This window comes from Shewanella sp. 0m-8 (assembly GCF_052977265.1).
The window spans coordinates 27,847-49,522 of the sequence record NZ_JBRIMB010000007.1; the positions used below are offsets into that span (position 1 = coordinate 27,847).

General features: G+C 44.3%; 20 protein-coding genes. All 20 read left to right on the forward strand.

The genetic code is table 11. The features are described from left to right. Positions 1 to 82: 82 nt before the first annotated feature. The 20 genes from csrD to ACVBIO_RS05060 all read left to right on the forward strand — a co-directional run bounded on the left by csrD (position 83) and on the right by ACVBIO_RS05060 (position 21,640). On the forward strand, positions 83 to 2,002 hold the full coding sequence (gene csrD, locus ACVBIO_RS04965; RefSeq protein WP_447172120.1) for an RNase E specificity factor CsrD: 1,920 nt from the start codon (positions 83 to 85) through the stop codon (positions 2,000 to 2,002). 217 nt (positions 2,003 to 2,219) lie between these two features. After that, the gene (locus ACVBIO_RS04970; RefSeq protein WP_447169423.1) at positions 2,220 to 3,101 is read left to right on the forward strand and encodes an MSHA biogenesis protein MshI; all 882 of its coding nucleotides are present in this window, start codon (positions 2,220 to 2,222) and stop codon (positions 3,099 to 3,101) included. Continuing rightward, entirely contained in the window at positions 3,098 to 3,706 is a 609-nt protein-coding gene (locus ACVBIO_RS04975) for a PilN domain-containing protein (protein ID WP_447159780.1), read from the forward strand. The genes ACVBIO_RS04970 and ACVBIO_RS04975 overlap by 4 nt, the downstream gene beginning before the upstream one ends. Then, positions 3,703 to 4,359 carry an MSHA biogenesis protein MshJ gene (locus tag ACVBIO_RS04980; protein ID WP_447172121.1) on the forward strand — a complete coding sequence of 219 codons (657 nt, stop codon included), beginning with the start codon at positions 3,703 to 3,705 and terminating at the stop codon, positions 4,357 to 4,359. Before ACVBIO_RS04975 ends, ACVBIO_RS04980 begins: the two co-directional genes overlap by 4 nt. Then, positions 4,340 to 4,675: an MSHA biogenesis protein MshK gene (locus tag ACVBIO_RS04985; RefSeq protein ID WP_447172122.1), complete on the forward strand. Its 336-nt coding sequence runs from the start codon at positions 4,340 to 4,342 to the stop codon at positions 4,673 to 4,675. The genes ACVBIO_RS04980 and ACVBIO_RS04985 overlap by 20 nt, the downstream gene beginning before the upstream one ends. Positions 4,676 to 4,680: 5 nt before the next feature. Continuing rightward, positions 4,681 to 6,354, forward strand: coding sequence for a pilus (MSHA type) biogenesis protein MshL (gene mshL, locus ACVBIO_RS04990; protein ID WP_447163290.1), 1,674 nt, complete (start codon positions 4,681 to 4,683; stop codon positions 6,352 to 6,354). 2 nt (positions 6,355 to 6,356) lie between these two features. Then, on the forward strand, positions 6,357 to 7,265 hold the full coding sequence (locus ACVBIO_RS04995; RefSeq protein ID WP_447163289.1) for an ExeA family protein: 909 nt from the start codon (positions 6,357 to 6,359) through the stop codon (positions 7,263 to 7,265). Then, complete coding sequence (locus ACVBIO_RS05000) at positions 7,262 to 8,515, forward strand: tetratricopeptide repeat protein (protein WP_447172123.1); 1,254 nt, start codon at positions 7,262 to 7,264, stop codon at positions 8,513 to 8,515. The genes ACVBIO_RS04995 and ACVBIO_RS05000 overlap by 4 nt, the downstream gene beginning before the upstream one ends. Next, on the forward strand, positions 8,515 to 10,248 hold the full coding sequence (locus ACVBIO_RS05005) for a GspE/PulE family protein (protein WP_447163287.1): 1,734 nt from the start codon (positions 8,515 to 8,517) through the stop codon (positions 10,246 to 10,248). Before ACVBIO_RS05000 ends, ACVBIO_RS05005 begins: the two co-directional genes overlap by 1 nt. Before the next feature lie 2 nt (positions 10,249 to 10,250). Next, complete coding sequence (locus ACVBIO_RS05010) at positions 10,251 to 11,471, forward strand: type II secretion system F family protein (RefSeq protein ID WP_447159773.1); 1,221 nt, start codon at positions 10,251 to 10,253, stop codon at positions 11,469 to 11,471. Between the two features lie 36 nt (positions 11,472 to 11,507). Next, positions 11,508 to 11,999, forward strand: a complete 492-nt coding sequence (locus tag ACVBIO_RS05015) for a hypothetical protein (protein WP_447159772.1) — start codon at positions 11,508 to 11,510, stop codon at positions 11,997 to 11,999. Between the two features lie 69 nt (positions 12,000 to 12,068). Then, positions 12,069 to 12,677, forward strand: a complete 609-nt coding sequence (locus ACVBIO_RS05020; RefSeq protein ID WP_447159771.1) for a type II secretion system protein — start codon at positions 12,069 to 12,071, stop codon at positions 12,675 to 12,677. A gap of 63 nt (positions 12,678 to 12,740) precedes the next feature. After that, complete coding sequence (locus tag ACVBIO_RS05025; protein WP_447159770.1) at positions 12,741 to 13,265, forward strand: type II secretion system protein; 525 nt, start codon at positions 12,741 to 12,743, stop codon at positions 13,263 to 13,265. A 26-nt stretch (positions 13,266 to 13,291) separates the two neighbouring features. Then, the gene (locus ACVBIO_RS05030; protein ID WP_447172124.1) at positions 13,292 to 13,792 is read left to right on the forward strand and encodes a type II secretion system protein; all 501 of its coding nucleotides are present in this window, start codon (positions 13,292 to 13,294) and stop codon (positions 13,790 to 13,792) included. Between the two features lie 25 nt (positions 13,793 to 13,817). Then, the gene (locus ACVBIO_RS05035) at positions 13,818 to 14,336 is read left to right on the forward strand and encodes a type II secretion system protein (protein WP_447172125.1); all 519 of its coding nucleotides are present in this window, start codon (positions 13,818 to 13,820) and stop codon (positions 14,334 to 14,336) included. Between the two features lie 372 nt (positions 14,337 to 14,708). Next, on the forward strand, positions 14,709 to 15,194 hold the full coding sequence (locus ACVBIO_RS05040; RefSeq protein ID WP_447163283.1) for a pilus assembly FimT family protein: 486 nt from the start codon (positions 14,709 to 14,711) through the stop codon (positions 15,192 to 15,194). Next, complete coding sequence (locus tag ACVBIO_RS05045) at positions 15,181 to 15,756, forward strand: type IV pilus modification PilV family protein (protein WP_447159766.1); 576 nt, start codon at positions 15,181 to 15,183, stop codon at positions 15,754 to 15,756. Before ACVBIO_RS05040 ends, ACVBIO_RS05045 begins: the two co-directional genes overlap by 14 nt. Next, positions 15,756 to 16,682: a PilW family protein gene (locus ACVBIO_RS05050; protein WP_447172126.1), complete on the forward strand. Its 927-nt coding sequence runs from the start codon at positions 15,756 to 15,758 to the stop codon at positions 16,680 to 16,682. Before ACVBIO_RS05045 ends, ACVBIO_RS05050 begins: the two co-directional genes overlap by 1 nt. A 46-nt stretch (positions 16,683 to 16,728) precedes the next feature. Continuing rightward, entirely contained in the window at positions 16,729 to 17,211 is a 483-nt protein-coding gene (locus ACVBIO_RS05055) for an MSHA biogenesis protein MshP (protein WP_447172155.1), read from the forward strand. 7 nt (positions 17,212 to 17,218) lie between these two features. Continuing rightward, entirely contained in the window at positions 17,219 to 21,640 is a 4,422-nt protein-coding gene (locus tag ACVBIO_RS05060; protein WP_447172127.1) for a DUF6701 domain-containing protein, read from the forward strand. Positions 21,641 to 21,676: the final 36 nt, after the last annotated feature.

Sequence of the window (21,676 nt, forward strand, 5' to 3'; positions counted from 1 at the left end):
GTAAGGTTGGCTTACGTCATTCTCCATCGCCTTGAGGATGCAGGTTTAGATGCAACAATAAGATCCAGCAGGAAGCGGACAGATGAAACTGACTCGAATTCTTACAAAAAAACTGACTAGCTTTTGGCTTATGTCACTGGCAGGTGTCGCGTTCATCTGTTTTTTGACCGCTATGGTTAGCTTTATTCAACTGACCTATACCTTTCAGCAGCAAAAGGTTACCGAACTAGAAAACTTACTTGAACAACAGGTTGAACACCAGGTAGCGCAGCAAAATAGTGGGCAGATTAATGCGTGGTTACCGCCTTTACTTAATGCGTATCGTGCGCAGGCCTTTACATTATCGACAGGCAAAGACGTTATTTTTGAGTATCATTCACCGACTCCTCAACGAGGCGGGGTGAACTATCACAGTCAACTCGCTGGTGGCAAGTTGTCGATGAAGCTTACTTTACCTCAACCATTTAGTCGCGCTGATATTGGCTGGTATGAATTACTGATTATTGTCATCGGCTGCCTTGCTGTATTCCTATTTGTACGTTTTGGGTTTCGCTGGTTCTCACTGCACCTTGAAGGGATTGAGCATTTAGCGCAACGCTCAAGTCTTATTCTGTCGGGGCAGTATGATAAAGCGTTGGCCGAAAAGGGGCATGGTAAGCCGAGGTTAATCAATCGAGCGTTAACGCACCTGCTGTTAGAGCTTGATGATGCTCATAAAGAGCGTGCTCGATTTGATCAGTTTATTCGTTCTAATACATTTTTAGATGCAGAAACAGGCATAGGTAATAGTTTGTTTTTGAAAAACCGCTTGGATGCGTTAAGTAATCACTCAGGTATGATGACGCCAGGTGTTTTGTATCTGTTTGAGATGGAGGATTTAGACTTACTCGGTAAAGAGTTAGCTGATCACGAGGTCGACGAGCTGCTGTTACAGTTAATTAATACCGTAAACCAAATCTTAGCGGATAAAGCGAATAGCATTTTCTCAAGACGTTCATACAATCAATTTGCTGTCGTCGTGCCACAAATATCTCAAGCTGAGGCCGATCAGCTCGCCGCTAAGTTACTGCGTTTGAGCCTTAATCAACTCAATACATTTATCCCACTTCCAGACGACTTTATACATTTAGGTGGCGCTTACTTTAAAGTCGGTGATGATAAAGATGCGTTAATGGAAGAGGCTGAACTCGCGCTGCGCTCCGCTCAATTCCAGGGCGGGAGTAGTTGGTTTATGTACGACAAGGGCTCGGTTGACGGTGACTTGTCAAAAGGCTCTGTACGTTGGCGAAGTTTTCTTGAGAATGTATTGGTGAGCAAAAGAGTATTTCTTTTTTCGCAGCCTGTCGTAGACAGTGACTCGCTGGCTCATCATCAAGAAGTAACCTGCCGCCTACGAGATACGCAGGGTAACTTAGTCAGGGCAACGCTATTTTTACCTATGGCGATAAAGTGCGGTCTGACACCACAAATTGAACGTCAGGTCATCGAGATGGTGATGTTTGATATATTGCCTAAACACAAGGATAACAGCTTAAAATTTAGTATTAATTTGAGCTTGGATACCTTAACCAGCCGCGCCTTCGTACGCTGGTTGAAGACGACACTGCTTGAGTACCGACATATAGCTCCAAGGCTTATTTTTGAGGTGAATGAAGCGATTTTAGTTAAGCATCAGAAGCAGCTTATAGCACCTTTAGATATGATCAATAAAATGGGGTCGAGCATCTGTGTCGATCGTGTGGGTCAACAAGTTGTGAGCACTGAGTATATTCACCATTACCCTATATCGTTAATTAAGCTTCATCGCTCTATCGTTAATCAAATACATCTACGAGCAGAAAATCAGCTATTTGTTAGAAGCTTAATTGCAGGTTTATTTCGCACCGATGTACAGGTGTGCGCAGAAGGGGTTGAAGTGTTTGAAGAGTGGCAAACATTACAAATTTTAGGCGTGAGTGCTGGACAGGGGAGCTTTTTCAGTGAGCCGATCGAAGAGGTATAGTTTGTTTCGTATTTTGAGGTGATTGTTACTAGATATTCTTAATTTAGGGTTTTATCTATAATAATCAGGGATAACTCGCTACACTAATGGCATAATAAGAGTCTTGCGCTATCGAGATAAGAACTCGCAGTATTTAATATACACATTTATTTACTCAACATCGTTTTACTCACTTATTTAGATTCGATTTAGGGTCATTTTTTTAAGGCATGGATTAATGGAAGAAAGCCTGTTAGATAAAATCCAGTTTTGGCGTAAACCTGCACCTACATTAGCGTTAGGTGTTTATGTTTGCGCCGATAAAATATCCGTGTTTCAAGCATCGACAGCTCAGACAGATGCAAAAGCAATGACTTTCTCTTTTAGTCATCACGACTGGCAGCAAGCTTTCTCTCAATTGGTGAGTGAGTTTGGTGTTGCGAAAATTCAAATTGTACTGGCTGCAGACTTTTATCAACTATTTTTGGTGGATAAGCCAAATGTACCAGTAGAAGAGCTCAATGCAGCACTGCTTTGGTCTGTAAAAGATCTTGCTGCCCAACCTGTCACAGATATTCACTTGGATTACTTTGAATCATCAAAACAAACCACCAATAAAGTTAATGTGGTTGTTACAGAGAAACCCCTACTCAGCTCGTTGTTATTAGCCGCCAAAAATGCAGGCTTGCTCATCAGTGGTGTCTCGATTGAAGAGATGGCGATGAGTAATTTATTTGATGATAACCAAGCTCGGTTAGTATTAAGTCACCGTGAAGGGCAAGAGTTATTATTGACGGTTGTCAGGGCAGGCGAAGTCTTTATGCAACGACGGGTAAGGGGCTTTTTACAAATCGATAAGATTTCGGCTGAAGATTTAGCTTATGGCGTTGCTGACAATTTAAGTTTAGAGATCCAGCGCTCGATGGATTATTTTGAGAGTCAGCTACGTGAGGCGCCTGTATCCTCGATAGAGTTAGTCATGGATGGGCAGTGTGAACACCTTGCAAGCTTGATCAGTAGTAACTTTAACCAAAGTGTGACTCCTCATAAAGGCGCTTCTGTTGACGCAACGTTTGCTGAGTTGGCTTTAGCTGAAACGATGCGAGGTCAGCAGTTATGAAACTAAGAGTAAACCTCTATTCTGAAACCCTATTTCCGCCTGAATTGCGTTTATCCTTTTCACGGTTAAGCCGAGCGATGCTAGCGGTTGTCGTGGTACTCTTATTATCCAGCGCGGCTGTATTTGCGTTAAATTCTAGCCTTGAGTCTGACAAAGCGCAGTTGATGCAAGATAAGCAACGGCTTGATTCAGATAAAAAAGACCTCGAGGCTGCTTTAGCAAAGCGAGGACCAAGTGAAGCCTTGGTTGCAGAGGTGAATTTAAAAGCGCAGCAGCTGGAATTGAAACAGAAACTGTTTGGTAAGCTCAGCCAGCAAGAAGTATTAACTAGCTATGGCTACTCACCATTAATGACCGATCTTGCTCGCGTTGCAGACTCGAGTATTTGGCTGAACCGCATTCAGGTTAATGAAAAAAGCTATATTTTCGAAGGTTTTACCTCTAGCCCTGAAAGCGTCCCCTTATGGATTGAACGCTTAAAAACCACCACGACACTCAAAGGTCATGCCTTTGCGACAATGACCATGAATCTAGGTGAAAATCAGCCGCTTGCCTTTAAGCTAACAAGTGATGCCACTCCTACAGGTAAGGAGTTGATTAAATGAAGCAGCAGTGGGTTAAATTAACAGAAAAATTTGACGCCTTAAGTCAGCGAGAGCGAGTATTAATCGCTGCTGCGGGGCTGATTATTACGGGTTTATTGTTTTATATCCCACTCGAGTCGACGTTGAAACAGCACAGTCAACTCAATGAGCAGATCCGAGCGATTGCAAGCGAAAACAGAATTTCTGAGCAGCAAATAGAGCTCTATGAAGAGAGTCTTCGCAAAGATCCAGATGAAGAATATCGTCAGCGTTTAAACAATATTAACCAACAAAATAAGTCAATTGATAAGCAGCTTTCTTATCAGATGGTCGATATGGTGCCTGCGGATCATATGCCAACCTTATTGGCAGGCTTGCTGTCTAAAATAAAAGGCATTGAGCTGAAATCTTTTACTTCAATTGCGCCAACTCCGTTATTAGAGGTGGGGGGCGATAAAAAAGTTAACTTATACAGCCACGGTATACATCTTGAATTTGTTGGTGACTACTTTGCGGTAATGCGGTTTGTGGAAGCGGTTGAAAATATGCCTAACAAACTGTACTGGCGCAGTATGGACTATCAAGTCGATACCTATCCAAAGGCCTCTGTTTCATTAGAACTTTATACCTTGAGTATTAATAAGGACTTTATCAGTGTTGCCAAAAAAGATTAGTGCGCTATTGATTGGGCTTCTGTGCAGTACTTTAGGTTTTAACCTTAATGCTGCAGCGCTGCGTGATCCTACAAAACCAGGTCATTTATCGGGTAAAACAACCTCGGTGAAAGCCTCATCAAACACCAACTTAGTGCTCAATAGTATCGTGCTGAAAGGTAGCTCTGCTTACGCTGTGATAAATAATCAAATTTTCACATTAGGTGGAAGTGTAAAAGGTGTCAAAATCGTGAAAATTGGTAAAGACACGGTGTCATTAGCTGACGGTCGTAAGTTGACTTTGTTTCCAGCTGTAACAGATCTTAAGGGACAATAATTAAAATGCGCTCAATAATCTATATCACCCCTTTGCTGTCATTATTGCTAGTGGCTTGCCAAACAGTTGACAGACCTAATCCGGTAGCGTCTAAAGAGGCATTGGCTGAGGCTATAGTCGATGATAAAGCGGCAAATACTACGCCTCCGCCTGCAGTGATGCCTGATGATGTTCAGCGTGAGCTGTCATCAGATAACTTGTTGCAAGGTTTTGCACCAGCAAGGCCGACTGAGCGACGTTTTGATGTTTCAGCTAACAATGTTGATGCTAAAGTCTTTTTTCCAAGTCTTGCTCAAGGTACGCCGTTAAGCGTTGCTGTACACCCTGATGTGACAGGCAAAATTTCATTGTCTTTAAAAAGCGTGACGTTGCAAGAAGCGCTACAAGTCGTTGAAGATATCTATGGCTATGAAGTGAGCCGAGAAGGGCGCATATTGCGTATTTTCCCTGCAGGCATGCGAACCGAAACCTTTTCATTAAATTATCTGTATATGGAACGCCAAGGCTTATCGTTAACGTCGGTGAGTTCGGGTCGTATTTCAGATAATGATTCAAATTCTAATGGCAACAGTAATAGTAACGGCAGCAGTAATAGTAATTTCAATAACTCGTCAAGCAGTGACTCAGGTTCAAATAGCGGTTCAAGCGATCAAACCAACGGCACCTTTATCCGCTCTGAGACTAAATCAGATTTTTGGGGTGAGTTAAAAGAGACCTTAGTATCGATTATTGGTAACTCTGGTGGTGGACGTCAAGTGGTGGTGACACCACAGGCGGGATTAGTGACTATCAGAGCGTATCCAAATGAGATCCGTCAGGTACGTAACTTTATCAAAACCGCAGAAAGCCATTTGCAACGTCAAGTCATCTTGGAAGCAAAAGTGCTTGAGGTGACGCTATCTGATGGCTATCAACAGGGGATCCATTGGGAGAGTGTGCTAGGCCATGCTGGTAGTACAGATATTACCTTTGGCACGAGCCCGACTACTGGTCTTAGCGATCAAATTTCTAGCGTACTAGGCGGAGTGACATCTATTAAGCTAGATGGCTCTGACTTTAGCACCATGATTAGCTTGCTCGATACCCAAGGTGACGTGGATGTATTATCAAGCCCACGAGTGACCGCGTCGAATAACCAAAAAGCGGTTATTAAGGTCGGTACTGATGAGTACTTTGTAACTAACGTATCTTCAACAACTGTTGCAAGTAATACCCCAATCACTACTCCAGATGTTGAATTAACACCATTCTTCTCTGGTATCGCGCTTGACGTTACGCCGCAAATTGATGAGCAAGGTAATGTATTGCTGCATATCCATCCTTCAGTGATAGACATTAAAGAGCAAACCAAAATTATTAAGATCTCCGGTAGCACATTAGAGCTGCCTCTTGCACAGAGTGAGATCCGCGAATCAGACACTGTGATTAAGGCTGCTAGTGGTGATGTGGTGGTGATTGGTGGTTTGATGAAGAGTGAGAACAAAGAGATTGTCTCTAAAGTTCCATTACTTGGTGACATCCCATATCTAGGTGAAGCCTTTACTAACCGTGCAAACTCCACCGTTAAGACCGAGTTAGTTATTTTGCTTAAACCCATTGTTGTCGGTGCTAACACATGGGAAAACGAATTGAAGCGTTCTCAAGAGCTGCTTGATCGTTGGTATCCTGAGGAGCAATAAGCTTGTATCTGCAGCATTTTGGCTTAACAGAAGTCCCGTTTTCACTTACACCGAATACGGGATTCTTCTTTGGCCTTGCCCCGCACGTAGAAGCCTTACAAGTGCTGCAAACAGCGTTACAGACTGGTGAGGGCTTTATAAAAGTTACTGGTGAGGTCGGAACGGGTAAGACACTCATATGCCGTAAGCTGATGAACGATCTACCTGAACGTTTTCATTGTGCGTATCTGCCTAATCCTTACTTAACGCCTGATGAATTACGCTGGGCTGTGGCGATGGAGCTTGGTCTAAAGCATTCAAGCCAAATAGATCAGCAACAGTTAACAGGCCTAATTCAGCAACAACTTATGGCACTAAGCGCACACGGCCACTCGATTATTTTAGTGCTCGATGAAGCGCAGGCTTTACCAGATGAAAGTCTTGAAGCGCTACGCTTATTTACTAACTTAGAAACCGAAAGCCGTAAGTTACTGCAGGTGGTGTTATTTGCCCAACCAGAGCTCGATGAACGTTTGGCGCAAAACAAATTTAGGCAGCTAAGGCAAAGGATCACTTTTAGCTATTGCTTACGTCCATTAACGCTTGATGAATCTGCTGCCTATATTCAACACCGGTTGAGTGTCGCGGGCAGTGAAAATGGATATCTATTCAGTGAGCTCTATGCGAAGCGTATTGCAAAGGCGGCCAGAGGGATCCCACGCTTGATTAATGTGTTGTCCCATAAAGCGTTATTGGTAGCTTTCGGGGAAGGTAGAGCCAAAATTGAGCGACATCATGTCGATGCCGCCATCGCAGATACAAGTGATGCTACAAACAATCAAGGTTTAGCGGTTAAATGGACTATAGCTCTAGCTGTGATAACAGGCATTTCAGTCAGTTTATTTTATTGGTTTAAAGGAGGCGTAATATGAGCGTAATCAACAAAATGCTCAAAGATTTAGATAAGCGCCAACAGCCTCACGGCCTCGAAAGTATGGCTACGTCGCCCATCGCACACAAAGTGAATTCAACACCGAAGCGAGCTTTGGTGCTAACAAGTATATTGTCTCTATTTATCGGTGGCTTAGTGGTCTTTTTAGCGACGGGGTCGTTTCCGTCAGATCCAGGATTAGGACTGAATGCTAATCAAGCCGATATTCAGCCATTAGCAACAAATACTGAGGCTGTGAAAACAGCAGAGGGTAAGGCCGAGGTTGCTAAAACGATAACTGCAGAGCAGCTTGAAATTAAGCTTGAGACTAAACCTGAAGTTAAAGCTGAAGTTAAAGCTGGGTCTAAATTAATAGAACCGGCTCAGATAGCGTCAACAGTAGAAACCTCAACCATAGCGAGTCCTATAGCAGAAGATTTTGAGTCCAAGGCGGCACAGCCAATCGAAACACCAGCACAGGTAGTTGCGAAGCGCGAACCTAAGGTTAAGGATGAAGCTAAGGCTAAGGATGAAGCTAAGGTTAAGTTTAAGCAAACAGATAGTGCCAATGAGCTTGCTGCGTCGTCCTCACAGATGAATATCGCACCAGCCAGCAAACGTTCGAGCGAATTGTATAGCGGCGGCAATATGGCAGTCAAAGAGGTGAAGCTGTCTGCCGAGCAGCTTGCCAAAAAGCAGATGATGTTGGCAACCGACGCACAGCAGCAAGGTCAGCACCTGGATGCCTTAACTTATTACGAAGCAGCGCTGATGTATAACCCTGCGTTGCACCAGGCTAGAAGACAGGCGGCAGCCTTATATTATGGCCAAAATAAATTAGCCCAAGCGGCGAAGCTATTAGAGCAAGGTCAGCTGTTATTCCCACAAGAATACGAGTTTTCATTGTTATTAGCGCGGGTCCTGCTGGCGGGGGGGCAAAATGAGCAAGCACTTAAAAGCTTAGCGCTGATCCCAGACACCAGTGATTTAGCGATAAACAAGTGGCATCAGCAAAGTGATTTAGCTCAAAAGCAGAAGGATTATCCCGTTGCCGAGCAAAGTTTTAGGCAGCTAGCCAAGAGTGAACCTAATCAAGGGCGCTGGTGGATGGGGTTAGGTTATGCGTTAGATGCCCAGCAACAATATACCGAGGCAAAGTTGGCTTACAACCAAGCCTTGTCGCAAGGCAATCTATCAGCGCAGGCTAAAGTTTATGTAGATAATCGATTGCTGCAGTTAGGAGCGTACTAGTGAAACCTAAGTTAAAGATGCGATTAGGTGATCTGCTTGTTCAAGAGCACATCATTTCAGAAGCGCAATTACAGCAAGCATTAAGCGAACAGCGAAATACGGGAAAGAAACTTGGGCGCACGCTAATTGACTTGTCATCGATCACTGAGCAGCAACTACTGCAGTTTTTGTCGCATCAGCTCAACATTCCCTTCCTCGATATTAGTAAGCGTGCCATCGCTACCGAAGTGGTTAGCTTACTGCCTGAGGTGCAGGCTCGTCGATATCGCGCCTTAGTTGTCGAAGATAAGGGTGACAGCGTGCTAATCGCTATGAGCGATCCTGCCGATCTACAGGCCATGGATAACTTAGAATTGTTGCTAGCACCTAAGAGTATTTCAATTGCGGTTGTGACTGAAGAGCAGCTATTGGATGCGTTTGATAATCTCTATCGACGTACCGATGAAATTGCGCAAATAGCGGGTAGGCTGGAAGAAGAATACGCCGCTGATGATCTATTTGATCTGGGCAGTTTGACCGAGGGTGATAGCGACAACGAAACCACGGTTGTTAAACTGCTACAGTCCATCTTTGAAGATGCAGTGCAGATGCGAGCATCAGATATTCATATTGAGCCAGGTGAAAAAACGTTACGTATTCGTCAGCGTATCGACGGTCAGTTACATGAGAATATTTTGCCTGAAGTCAGCATCGCAGCGGCATTAGTATTGCGTTTAAAGTTGATGGCAGGCTTAGATATTTCCGAGAAGCGATTGCCTCAAGATGGCCGTTTTCACATGGAAATCAAAGGGCATAAGATTGACGTACGTATGTCGACGATGCCGATCTACCACGGTGAGTCTGTGGTGATGCGTTTGCTGGATCAATCTGCAGGTCTACTGACACTAAACGAAACGGGTATGCCGCCAGAAATGCTGGCGAGGATCCGTCGTCAAATCAAGCGTCCTCACGGAATGTTACTGGTTACCGGGCCGACTGGTAGCGGTAAAACTACCACTCTTTACGGCGTGTTGAGCGAGCTTAACACCGCAGATCGCAAGATCATTACGGTCGAAGATCCAGTAGAATATCAGTTACCTCGTATTAATCAGGTTCAAGTTAATCATAAAATTGGCCTCGATTTTTCTAATGTACTTAGAACCACGTTACGACAAGATCCCGACATCATTATGGTCGGTGAGATGCGTGACCAAGAAACGGTAGAAATTGGTCTACGTGGTGCATTAACCGGTCACTTTGTACTGTCGACTCTGCATACTAACGATGCGGTAACCAGTGCACTGCGTTTGCTCGATATGGGGGCTGCAAGCTACTTAGTGGCGAGCGCGCTAAGAGTCATCATTGCTCAGCGATTAGTGCGCCGTGTGTGCCAAAACTGCGCCATCGACTACCATCTCAGCGCCCAAGACAAGGCCTGGCTATCTAGCGTGAGTCAGCTCGATTACTCACAAGCCACATTTAAAATAGGTACGGGTTGTCAAAGCTGTAATGGCAGTGGTTATCGCGGCCGTATTGGTGTGTTTGAGATCTTAGAGCTTGATGAGCCTATGATTGAGGCGATGCGTAGTGGTAACCCACAAGACTTTACTCACGCAGCTTACCAGAGTCCAAACTTTACTCCGCTTGCAAAGTCGGCCCTAAAATATTTAGCACAGGGCATGACGACCATAGAAGAGGTCGCCAAGTTGGTTGAAGATGTTAGCGATAATTCATTAGATTTGGGTGAGGCTTAAACATGCCTACATATCAGTACCGCGGTCGAAGCGCTCAAGGTGAGCAGATAAAAGGGCAAGTTGATGCTAGCTCAGAGAGTGCGGCTGCCGATCAACTGATGTCTCGTGGCGTGATCCCCTTGGAGCTAGTATTAGCGAAAGAAGCTAAAGAGTTTGACTTAAAGTCTTTATTTAAAGGTAAGGTCGCCTTAGAAGAACTGCAGATATTTACTCGGCAGATGTACTCCTTGACTCGTTCAGGGATCCCGATCTTAAGAGCGATCGCAGGGCTTTCGGAAACGACGCATTCAGTGCGCATGAAAGAGGCGCTCGATGATATTTCAGCACAGTTGACCTCAGGTCGCCCGCTATCATCAGCGATGAATCAGCATCCCGATGTATTCGATGCACTGTTTGTCTCTATGGTTCATGTGGGTGAAAACACCGGTAAGCTTGAAGACGCCTTTATTCAGTTGTCGGGTTATATCGAACGCGAGCAGGAAACCCGCAGACGGATTAAAGCGGCGATGCGTTACCCGATATTTGTCTTAATAGCGATCGCGATAGCCATGGTTATCTTAAACATCATGGTGATCCCCAAGTTTGCAGAAATGTTCTCGCGTTTTGGTGCCGATCTGCCATGGGCGACTAAACTGTTAATTAATACATCAAATATTTTCGTTAATTACTGGCCTGCGATGATCCTGGTTATTGTTGCGAGTTTTGTGGGCATTCGTTATTGGCATAACTCTGAAAAAGGCGAGAAGCAGTGGGATAGATGGAAGTTAAATATCCCCATAGTTGGCAGTATTATCGAACGTTCAACGCTATCGCGCTATTGCCGTAGCTTTTCAATGATGTTGAGTGCAGGCGTGCCAATGACGCAAGCATTGAGTCTTGTTGCTGACGCCGTAGATAATGCCTATATGCACGACAGTATTGTGGGTATGCGCCGTGGTATCGAGTCAGGCGAGTCGATGCTAAGAGTATCGAATAACAGTCAGCTATTTACGCCTCTTGTACTACAGATGGTGGCAGTAGGTGAAGAGACCGGTCAAATTGATCAGTTGTTAAATGATGCGGCTGACTTTTACGAAGGTGAAGTGGACTACGATCTTAAAAACTTAACCGCCAAGTTAGAACCCATTCTGATTGGCTTTGTTGCCTGTATTGTATTGGTGCTAGCACTGGGTATTTACCTACCTATGTGGGACATGCTCAATGTCGTTAAAGGTGGGCGCTAGTGAAGTCATTGTCAATGAACGCATGGGCCGGTTAACGTGCTTAGCCAACAAAAAGCAGAAGCAGAGCTGATCACTATCTATGGCAAAGTGATTGCCTTGATTATTTTGCTCATTATTTTATTTTTCTTAGGCTTTCATTACTTTGGCGGCATTAAGCAGCTTAGTCAGCCAAGTATTCGGGTAGAGCATACACGACTGCTTAATGTTATGGCGGTGGCGCGCTCACAATGGCTGATGCGTAGTAAGCCAGACGTTTTATTGTTGGATTGGTACTCAGATAGTGAAGATCGTGTTTCATCCACGGGGCAAGTGCGTATGGCTGCTGGTGGTTGGCCCATTTTGAATGAGACAAGTGTTGCTGGTTGTCAGCAGTTATTGTCCGAATTGTTGGGTCAAGGTTATGTGCAACAAATTGATACTGAGTTCAACTTAGATACAGGAGTATGCCGATATATTGGCGAGTCTGGCGATAGTATTAGCTATCAAACTAGCTCTGGACGGGTCATTTTTTTGACTAGGGCCGACTAAAGAGCGAAATTATCTGTTTTCTAATTTTAACAAACTGCTAGAATAGTCGCATACAACACTGGGGGTAAAATGAAACAACAGTATCAAAAGGGGTTCTCCCTTATCGAATTAGTCATAGTCATAGTGATATTAGGTTTGTTGGCTGCGACGGCTATCCCCCGTTTTTTAAACGTAACTGATGATGCTGAAGATGCCAGTGTCGACGGCGTAGCAGGTGGCTTAAGCACCGCAGTGAGCTTTGTTCGCTCACAGTGGGAAGTCGATGGTCGTCGTAATAATACCGTGTTGCTAGATGGTACAACGGTATCACTCGATACTCGTTTTGGTTATCCAACGGGTGCAACCAACACAGATGCAAAAGGCATGGACCAAAATTCTTGCCAACAAGTGTTTGATCTTGTTTTACAAAATTCACCAAGAAGCGTAGTTTCAGGAGAAGATGCGCGTAAAGCAAGATATGTAGTGAGCGTGGCAAAAGGAGCGGGTGGTAGCTCAAATACCATAGATGGCGTGCTTGTTAGCGATCTTGATGTTTGTTTGTATTACCTAGCCTCATCACTCGTGTTAAATCCACAAACGGGAATACCGTCAGGGGATTTGTCTGATTTGAACAATTTGGCAGGTAAAGGGGTGACTTACAACCCAGGTTCAGGCCAAGTAGCGAGTTTTATTGACTAAATTTTTTACAACTTAACGAGTAGATTCGTTAGTTGTATTTGTTACGTGATCGAGGAATTTTATATGCAAAAGCAAAATGGTTTTACCCTAATCGAATTAGTGGTTGTGATCATCATTCTTGGTATTTTGGCTGTTACAGCAGCGCCTAAGTTTATCAACCTACAAAGCGACGCACGCGCATCAGCACTGCAAGGTGTTAAAGGTGCCATTCAAGGCGCTAATGGCCTAGTGTTCGCTAAAGCGGCTTTAGCTGGTTTGGAGAAAAGTGATGATACTGATGGAACTGAAGTTGTAATATCTGGTACAGCTCCAAACGAAGTCGAAGTACTAACTATATACGGATACTTGTTAGCTAAAGAAGCCGACTTTTCAAAAGCAATGGATGTTAACTTTGCTTTATCTACTGCAGATGATGCTGAAAAAGCCGCTGCAGACTGGATTATTACTGAAGACTCGCCTGCAGCGGGACAAGCGACTGTTTACCAGGTTGGCGCTCCTAGCGATGGCGCTACTTGTAATGTTGTTTACACTCAAGCAAAAAGCACATCTGAAATACCTACTTACGTTATTACAAAATCAGGCTGTTAATCGGATCGGTTTAAGAGAAAATGACAATGCAAAAACAAAATGGTTTTACCCTCATCGAATTAGTGGTTGTGATCATCATTCTAGGTATCTTGGCTGTTACAGCTGCGCCTAAGTTTATCAACCTACAAAGTGACGCGCGTGCATCAGCACTGCAAGGTGTTAAAGGTGCCATTCAAGGCGCTAACGGCCTAGTGTTCGCTAAAGCTGCTTTAGCTGGTGATGAGAAGAAAGCGGGTTCATCTTGGGCTACTGATGAAGGTGTAGAAATTGGAGCTGAAGACCCAGCGCAAACTAACTTTGGTTACCTTCAAGCTACTGAAACTGAGTTCAACAACGCTATCGATGCCGATTTTGGAACTTCAGCAGATGATCCTCTTCCTGAGTGGCTCGTAGCTACAGGAACGACAGCTGGTACTCTGGTTATCACCCAAAATGGTGCACCAGCAACGGATTGCCAGCTTATTTATACACAGGCAGAAGATGCTAACACAATCCCTACTTACGTGATTACAGATACAGGCTGTTAATCAGACCGCTTAAGAGAAAATGAAAATGCAAAAGCAAAATGGTTTTACACTAATCGAATTAGTGGTTGTGATCATCATTCTAGGTATCTTGGCAGTAACCGCAGCACCTAAGTTTATTAATCTACAGAGTGATGCGCGTGCATCAACTCTTCAAGGTATAAAAGGTGCATTACAAGGTGCTAACTCTTTAGTCTTTTCTAAGGCTGCGATTGCTGGTGAAGAGAAGAAAGGTGGTACTGCTGTAGGTGATTTAGGCAAGGTTAATATCGGAACTGGAACCGATGCCACAACTAACTATGGGTATTTGATTTCTACAGCAGAACAGCTGAAGAACGCGTTAGATATCAATATTAGTACAGATGAAACAGTCGATGCTGATTGGTATATAGCACCAGTTGGTACAGGCTTCACAGCTGTTGAGCTTTACCAGGCTGGCTCGCCGCGTTTCGGCGCAACGACAGCAACTGAATGCTACGTTACTTATACTCCAGCTACATCAGCATTAGTTGGTCCAAAGTATGTTGTAAGTGCCGATGATTGTTAATTAGCTCTTAGTGAAAAAGGCCTGCCTCGCAGGCCTTTTTTGTATCTAGGGCATTAATTGTGGCTTTATTTGCCATAATTATTAAACTGTTGGGAAATCAGGTTTAAGATGGTGAAAAGCCGGAAAAGCCGGAAAAGCCGGAAAAGCCGGAAAAGCCGGAAAAGCCGGAAAAGCCGGAAAAGCCGGAAAAGCTAGACTAGACACCAGCTTGTGGTTTCATCTTTTATAGCAGGGCGCAGCCCGCTCTAGCCGTCGCAACGCGGCGTCCTAGACTCTCGATTCTAGCGTCAAAGATCGTGAGTTTGCTTTAGCAGCAAAAAATAAACGGCAATCAATACAACTTACAACTGCACATATCAATCAGGACGAGTAATGCATAGATCGCAGCGCCACACAGGTTTTACGCTAGTCGAGCTTGTGACGACGATAATCCTTATTGCCATCCTTGCTGTGGTGGTGATTCCTCGGCTGCTGACCTCTTCAAGCTACAGTGCTTTTACCCTACGTGATGAGTTTATTAGTGAGCTTAGAAAGGTGCAGATCATGGCGATGAATAATCAAGATCGCTGCTACCGTTTATCTGTCACCGATACCAATTATCAAGTCTCTCGCTACCAAGGCGCTTACAACAATGCTTGTTTAGGCGCTCTCATTCGTACCGATATGCCACAGACGTTTCAAGGTGGTGCTAGCTTAGCTTTGCTCAATGGCGCGAGCAGTTTCAATATTGAATTTAATGCCCAAGGCGTACCCATAGTGAATGGTGCGCGCTGCAATGGTAATTGCATTAGCGTGATTGCCGATGAAACTCTATTGCTTGCTATAGAGTCAGAGGGGTATATTCATGATGGGCAATAGATTCTTAAGGTTTAAATTGCACAGTCAAAAAGCCTTTACCTTGGTTGAGCTTGTTGTCGGCATGGTGGTGATAAGCATCGCCTTTGTGTTACTTAGCACTATGCTATTCCCTCAAGCGGAAAGAGCCGCTGATACCTTGCATCGAGTACGTACAGCAGAACTTGCCCATTCTATTTTAAATGAGATCTGGGGTAAGCGTTTTGATCAAAATACCAATGCTAATGGTGGGGTGCCAGCATGCGGCGCACCAGCAAAGCCTACGTTAGGTTTGCCAGCGGGGAAGCCTTGTACAGCCAAAGGCAATTTGGGACCTGATAAGGTTAATGGCGCCGAAGAAAGCCGTAATAATTATAACGATGTCGACGATTACAACGGACTTAATATCAACAGTCTGATGCTTGATAGCAGCGAAACTTATGCTCAGCGCTATGTTAATTATGGCCTTAACGTTGAAGTGACATATAACAATTTACCTAGCCTTAATACCAAGCTTATTACTATTAATGTGACCACGCCTAATGGCGAGGTGATGACCTTCAACGCGATCCGGAGCAACTATTAATGCAATCGTTAATACGCCCAGCTTCGAGGTCGAAATTGAGTCAACGAACTCAATTAAATCAGCCTCAACTAACTCAGCTAACTCAACTTAAGCAACTCAAAAATAGCGGCTTCACTTTGGTCGAGATGGTCACTGTGGTGATTATCCTCGGTGTATTGGTACTTGGGGTGAGTAGCTTTCTGATTTTTGGTACTCGGATATTTATCGACGCTACCTCGGTTGATCAGGTAATGAGCCAAAGTCGATTTGCTATTGAGCGCATGACCCGAGAGATCCGTAACGCAGCGCCAAACAGTATTCGTGTTCGCGATAGTGGTGATGGTGCTTGGCAATGTATCGAGATGATGCCGATTATCTCCAGTGCGTCTTATATCGATATGCCTATCGTGCCAGCCTCAACAGCAAGTAGTGGCACTGCGATGCAATCGACTGCTAATGCGCCATTAACCGCGGATCAATTACTACTGATTTACCCGCTCACCCCTGCCGATGTTTACACCTTTGCTGCTGGCACCCAAGGCAAGCTATTTACTATTGACTCAATTACAGCGAATAGCAGCAATGATCTCAGTATTAATTTTGGACGAGCGGTGCGTTTTGATGAGGCATCTCCAAGACAGCGTTATTTTGGCGTAAAAGGCGCGGTTAGCTATTGCTTCGAGCAAGTGACGACAGAGTTGAGCTTATTAAAGCGCTACGCAGGTTATGGTTTTAATCATCCTAATTTGCAGCCATCACCAACTGATATGGGGACAGGTGTGTTGATGGCGGAAAATATAGTCAATACCATAGGTACCAATAGCCCTATTGCTTATACCCCTGGCACGCTTAGAAACAACGCTATGGTTCACTTAAGCCCACTGTTTAATGTGCAAGGGCAAACGTTTCAATATCATCATCAAGTGCAGGTGATTAATGTCCCCTAACCAAATGCTTTTGCCCACTCGTAGTAAGCCTATCTCTATAGGTTCTATGAGTTCTATTAATCGCTCTAGGCGCTCTATTAATTGCTCTAGGCAGCGCGGTAGCGCCTTGGTGATAGGTATTTTCATTATCACAGTGATGTTTTTACTGGCTGCGACATTGATTAATGTCTTAGATGATGCTGACCAAGATATCAGCCTTGAAGTATGGGGAACACGCGCCTTTGCTGCAGCAAACACCGGCGCCGATCGCGCTTTAGCCACTTTGTTTCCAGTTGATGGCAGTAGCGGTAGTTGTGATGCTCAAACTACGTGGCATATTGGTACTGCAACTGGACTCGTGGGCTTTAACGGCTGCGCTGTAGTGATGACCTGCTCTGCGATAACAACAACATTACCGCAAAATAATATGACCCAATACCTCGTTACCAGCACTGGCACTTGCAGTACCGGGCAATGTGACTCAGGCACTGATAGCGATGCCAGTTGCATTCGCGTGAGTCGTCAAGTGGAGGTAGAAGCTCGTGATTAGAACCTTAATGTTTATTTGCAGTTTAAGCTTACTGGGTCAATCTGCAGTGGCGTCAGATTGGAGCTCTGTTTTCCAGGAGGGGATTAATACTCATGGCGCAAGAGGTGAAATTGAATTTAAAAAAGATGCTCGTCTTGAAAATGCGCCGTCAAATGGAGAGCTACCTGCTAGAGACGTAAAAGATAAAGACGACAACTCTTGCTGGGTAAGTGATGGGCGTAGAATCGAGTGTGAGGAGTCCGATACCCCCTCAGAGTTCCCACCGGATAGAATTAGTTTTGAGCAGTGCAAATCACATAGTAATGACGATATTACTACCTCAAATAGCGACCGTGAATTTGAGCTGCCAGATGGTGAATATGGTCATATCCATATGGAAAATAGTGCCAGTGATAAAATATCATTCACAACGACAAATGGTATTTACAAGATTAAGCATTTAAAGGCAAAGCTAGGAACGCTAACTTTTGCCCCGGGTAAATACTGGATTGAGGATTTAGAAATTGATGATGCAGTACAAATCGTATTTCCAACTTCTGGCGATATAGGTTTTTTTGTAAAAAAAGACTATAAGCATGAGAAACTGCAGTTTTTACCCTATAGCGCTGAGCAAATGCTGTTCTATGGTTACGGTAAGATTGAGCTTGAAAATAGCACCTATTTGCGTGGTTTTGTTTTTTCAGAAAAAGACGTCAATTTGAAAAATAGTTCATCGATTGAAGGCGCTGTAGCAGGTAAAGACAAGGTTAGGCTTGATAACAATAGCCGTGTCATTCAAAAAAATACCATGGGAAACCTTCGTATCAATCCGAACTGTGACCCGGTGCCGGTTCCAAAACCTCCCATCATCCCTCAATGCCCCGCAGAACAAAGCAATATTGAAGGTCTAACCTACAGAACTTATGATGCTCGTAGCTGGTACGCTGATAACTATAGTCCGGCAAATAAAAATGAATTTCGAGAGCTTGTTAGTGAGGTCAGTAAAACCAGCAATCAAATTGGTGAGTCAATTGAAACGAATCTAAATCAGCATGGTTATAGCATCAATCCTCATTCAAAGGCTGCAGCCGATCAAGATCTATATTTAGGCGTTTTTGAAGGCTATATTCAAGTTCCTGAAACAGGCGAGTATACGTTTGCTATTGATGGCGATGATGCTATTGAAGTCTTGATCGATGGTGAGGTCGTTACTGGGTTTTATAGTACCCATGCCGTGTGTAATTGCACTCGATATCAAGGTAAGGTTTTGCTAGAACAAGGGGCTCATAGGATTGAATTTCGCTTTCATGAAGCCTTTGGTGCAGAAGCCTTTAGACTGTATTGGCAACCCCCTTCCTCAAATCGTTTTGAGATAGTTCCGTCGAGCCAGTTGCTGACTTGTCCGGCGCCGCAGTTTGAGTTTGGCCGCGCCGAGCTTGATGCCAACGGCAATGCGGTTATTAATTTTGATAATACTTATTCTACAGCTCCTGTCATCATGGTTATGCCGACGATAGATCCAAATGATACTGATAGACATGGGAAAATCATAGATCGATCTTCTACGGTAAGAGTCGATAGTCTTAGTTCGAGTCATGCCTCTATTAAGCAGGTGAACTCCGGTTATCCATATGGCTTAAATAAAAAGATGGATAAAATCGATTATTTTGTCATGGAGCAAGGTTACCGTTTTCTAGAAAGAGGCAAGGCATTGCAGGCGGGAGCGATATCAACCAAATTGTATCAAGGTAAATATCTGCCAAGCTCAGGTCGGGGTTATGAGCATATCGCCTTCAATCATCATTTCGGCCTAAAGCCAGCTATACTTGGGCAAACACTGACCAATAATAATCAACGTTTTAGTACTACAGTAATCAACAACGTCAACAGCGATGGCTACGACTTTGAAATTGCTATTGAAGGTTCTGAAATTAGTAGTCCAATTTGGACTGAAGAGACCTTGGGCTATGTTGCTGGTGTTGGTCAGGGCGTGATGACAGTCAATGGTGAGAACCTAAAGTACGAGTTTGCAAACGGCTTAAATCATGGCAATGGTAGTTCAACTCAAACATTGAGCCAGCAGTGCGTTTTTAATAACAACTATCAGCAAACCTATTCAGACCAACCTTTAACGATCGCTAATAAAAACCAGCGCCGTGGGGCAGATGGCGGCTGGGTAAGGCGCTGCACCAAAGAGAGTTTTAACAATCAGGTGAGCTTTGCGATAGATGAAGATCAGCAGCGAGATGATGAGCGCAGCCATCTAGCTGAGAGTATTGGTTACTTTGCCTTTGAGTATGCGCCAGACGCGCCAGCCGTTAATCATTATCGAATTAACTTTGATTCTGGCGCGCTTAGCTGCGCGGCTAAATCAATCACCCTTCAGGCATGTGCTAATCCAGACTGTACATCTTTACTTAGCGATCCCGCTTCTGTGACGCTGACGAAAAACAATACCAGTTATACTCGTGAAACCTTTACCGGCAACACAACAACAGAGTTGTGGCACCCTCAGGGTGGCTTGGTCACGCTTGGGTTAAGCTCGACCTTGCCGACGGCTAACTACAGCTGTTATATCGATGGAAGTTTTGTTGCCAATAGTCAATGCCAATTGAACTTTGAAGATAGCGGCATCTACTTTAATATCGATGATTCTACAGCCTGTAAAAATTCAAATAACTTCGAGCTGTTCGCGGTTAAAAAAGATCAAACCACTCAGCAATGTGTACCGCTATTTGCCAACAAAACAAAACCGATTTCAATGGCATTTAATTACATTACCCCCGATTCATCAGGGATAAATGAAGCGGCCAAGCTGACCATTAACAGTCTCAATTCGCCAACGGCGAGTAAAGAGATTACAGGCGGGGCAAGTCAACAGCTACAAGTACATTTTGATGCCAACGGTAAGGCGCTACTTAATGTGAACTACCCTGAAGCGGGTAAAGTTGAGCTTGCAGCAACGCTTACTGAAACGATTAGTTCTCCCGATGGCAGCACGAGCGAGACCTTGGTGCTTGAACATAGTGAGCAGTTTGTCTCTAAGCCCGATGGATTCCATTTTTTTAATGATTCCGGCACTAATGGTTGCAGCGGTGCAAGTTGTGACTTGTTTGCTAAAGCTGGCGCTGATTTTAAGATGAATGTAAAAGCGGTGTGTGGCGTTGATAACGGAGCGACCTATAAGGATCGCCCAGCACTTAAAAATTTCCAATTTTCAGACTTAAACATTAAGCCTGTGCTACAAGCGCCATTAGTCACTAATGGGGATGATAAAGATGGAGGACTTGGAGGTCTGGGGCTCACAGGCTTAAACTTTACCAAGACTAACAGTGCACCATTGAAAGTGACCAATCAGACTTATTCTGAGGTGGGCGCGATAAGCATTATGCTTGATGGCGAAGTTAATTACCTCGGCGCGACGATTGCTGAGGCGAACTCTAGCAGCGACACGTTTGGTCGCTTCTCTCCTTACTATTTAACCTTAACGGGCAATGCTCCTAGCCTTGAAGCTCAGTGTGGCAGTTTCACCTATATGGGGCAGCCGTTTGGCTTCTTAACGGGTAAAGAGCCAACTTTGTCTATTGTCGGTAAAAGTAAGAGCGGGGCGATAACTAATAATTACCAAATTGGTGATTGGTGGCGCTATAAGGGGAAGCAATGGCTGGCTCGCAGTTATAGCGATACCTCAGGCGCCACTTCGTTTAATGGTGTAGCGCTGCAAATAGCAGATGAAACACCGATTTCTGGCGTTGTTGATTACTACCCTATTAATGATACTAACAGTGTTCAAAGGGCTTATCTAAAGGGATCAGAGCTGCATTATGTCCGTACGGCCTCATTAGCTGTGCCATTTAATGCGCAGTTTGATTTAGACCTTTCTAAGACCGATGTCACCGATATCGATGCAATTTGTTATCAAGACTCCGCATCTGGTGCCTGTATTGGCTTTAGCTTTGATGATATTGGCAAAGACGAGAGTTTTGCTATGCGCTATGGTCGATTTGTGAAGCAAAATGCTTACGGCCCCTCATCGGAAGAGTTGCGTGTTGAGGTAAGTACTCAATATGTGGCTGCTAATGTTGATGGTAAAGCGCAGTGGGTGACTAATACTAGTGACAGCTGCTCGGTTTTCGATACGACCACAGCCACAGAGTCAGCAGATACAGGCTTGAATTTAAAACCAGATGCAGGGCTTGAGTTAGTGCAAGGTTTTACTCAATCAGGGGGAACCGGAAAAGCCGGTACTATAGAGTTAGGTAAAAGCTTTATTTATTTGCCAGCACCTAATAGCGATGGCGAGGTGCTCTTACAGCAGCATGTTGATAAATGGCTACAGTGGTATTGGAATTATGATGGAAATACCGGCCTGCAAGACCCTCGAGCAACTGCTTACTTTGGTACTTATCGAGGTCATGACCGGATTATTTATTGGCGAGAAGTTAACTAAATGTCAGTAACAGGGGGCGAGACAAGTTATTGACTC

Excerpts from the sequence above, each read along its gene's own strand:
- ACVBIO_RS05010 (WP_447159773.1), top strand. The coding sequence starts at position 10,251 with ATGCCTACATATCAGTACCGCGGTCGAAGCGCTCAAGGTGAGCAGATA.
- ACVBIO_RS05020 (WP_447159771.1), top strand. The coding sequence starts at position 12,069 with ATGAAACAACAGTATCAAAAGGGGTTCTCCCTTATCGAATTAGTCATA.
- csrD (WP_447172120.1), top strand. The coding sequence starts at position 83 with ATGAAACTGACTCGAATTCTTACAAAAAAACTGACTAGCTTTTGGCTT.
- ACVBIO_RS04980 (WP_447172121.1), top strand. The coding sequence starts at position 3,703 with ATGAAGCAGCAGTGGGTTAAATTAACAGAAAAATTTGACGCCTTAAGT.
- ACVBIO_RS05050 (WP_447172126.1), top strand. The coding sequence starts at position 15,756 with ATGCAATCGTTAATACGCCCAGCTTCGAGGTCGAAATTGAGTCAACGA.
- ACVBIO_RS05025 (WP_447159770.1), top strand. The coding sequence starts at position 12,741 with ATGCAAAAGCAAAATGGTTTTACCCTAATCGAATTAGTGGTTGTGATC.
- ACVBIO_RS05040 (WP_447163283.1), top strand. The coding sequence starts at position 14,709 with ATGCATAGATCGCAGCGCCACACAGGTTTTACGCTAGTCGAGCTTGTG.
- ACVBIO_RS05000 (WP_447172123.1), top strand. The coding sequence starts at position 7,262 with ATGAGCGTAATCAACAAAATGCTCAAAGATTTAGATAAGCGCCAACAG.
- ACVBIO_RS05030 (WP_447172124.1), top strand. The coding sequence starts at position 13,292 with ATGCAAAAACAAAATGGTTTTACCCTCATCGAATTAGTGGTTGTGATC.
- ACVBIO_RS05035 (WP_447172125.1), top strand. The coding sequence starts at position 13,818 with ATGCAAAAGCAAAATGGTTTTACACTAATCGAATTAGTGGTTGTGATC.
- ACVBIO_RS05060 (WP_447172127.1), top strand. The coding sequence starts at position 17,219 with ATGTTTATTTGCAGTTTAAGCTTACTGGGTCAATCTGCAGTGGCGTCA.
- ACVBIO_RS05045 (WP_447159766.1), top strand. The coding sequence starts at position 15,181 with ATGATGGGCAATAGATTCTTAAGGTTTAAATTGCACAGTCAAAAAGCC.
- mshL (WP_447163290.1), top strand. The coding sequence starts at position 4,681 with ATGCGCTCAATAATCTATATCACCCCTTTGCTGTCATTATTGCTAGTG.
- ACVBIO_RS04970 (WP_447169423.1), top strand. The coding sequence starts at position 2,220 with ATGGAAGAAAGCCTGTTAGATAAAATCCAGTTTTGGCGTAAACCTGCA.
- ACVBIO_RS04975 (WP_447159780.1), top strand. The coding sequence starts at position 3,098 with ATGAAACTAAGAGTAAACCTCTATTCTGAAACCCTATTTCCGCCTGAA.
- ACVBIO_RS05055 (WP_447172155.1), top strand. The coding sequence starts at position 16,729 with ATGAGTTCTATTAATCGCTCTAGGCGCTCTATTAATTGCTCTAGGCAG.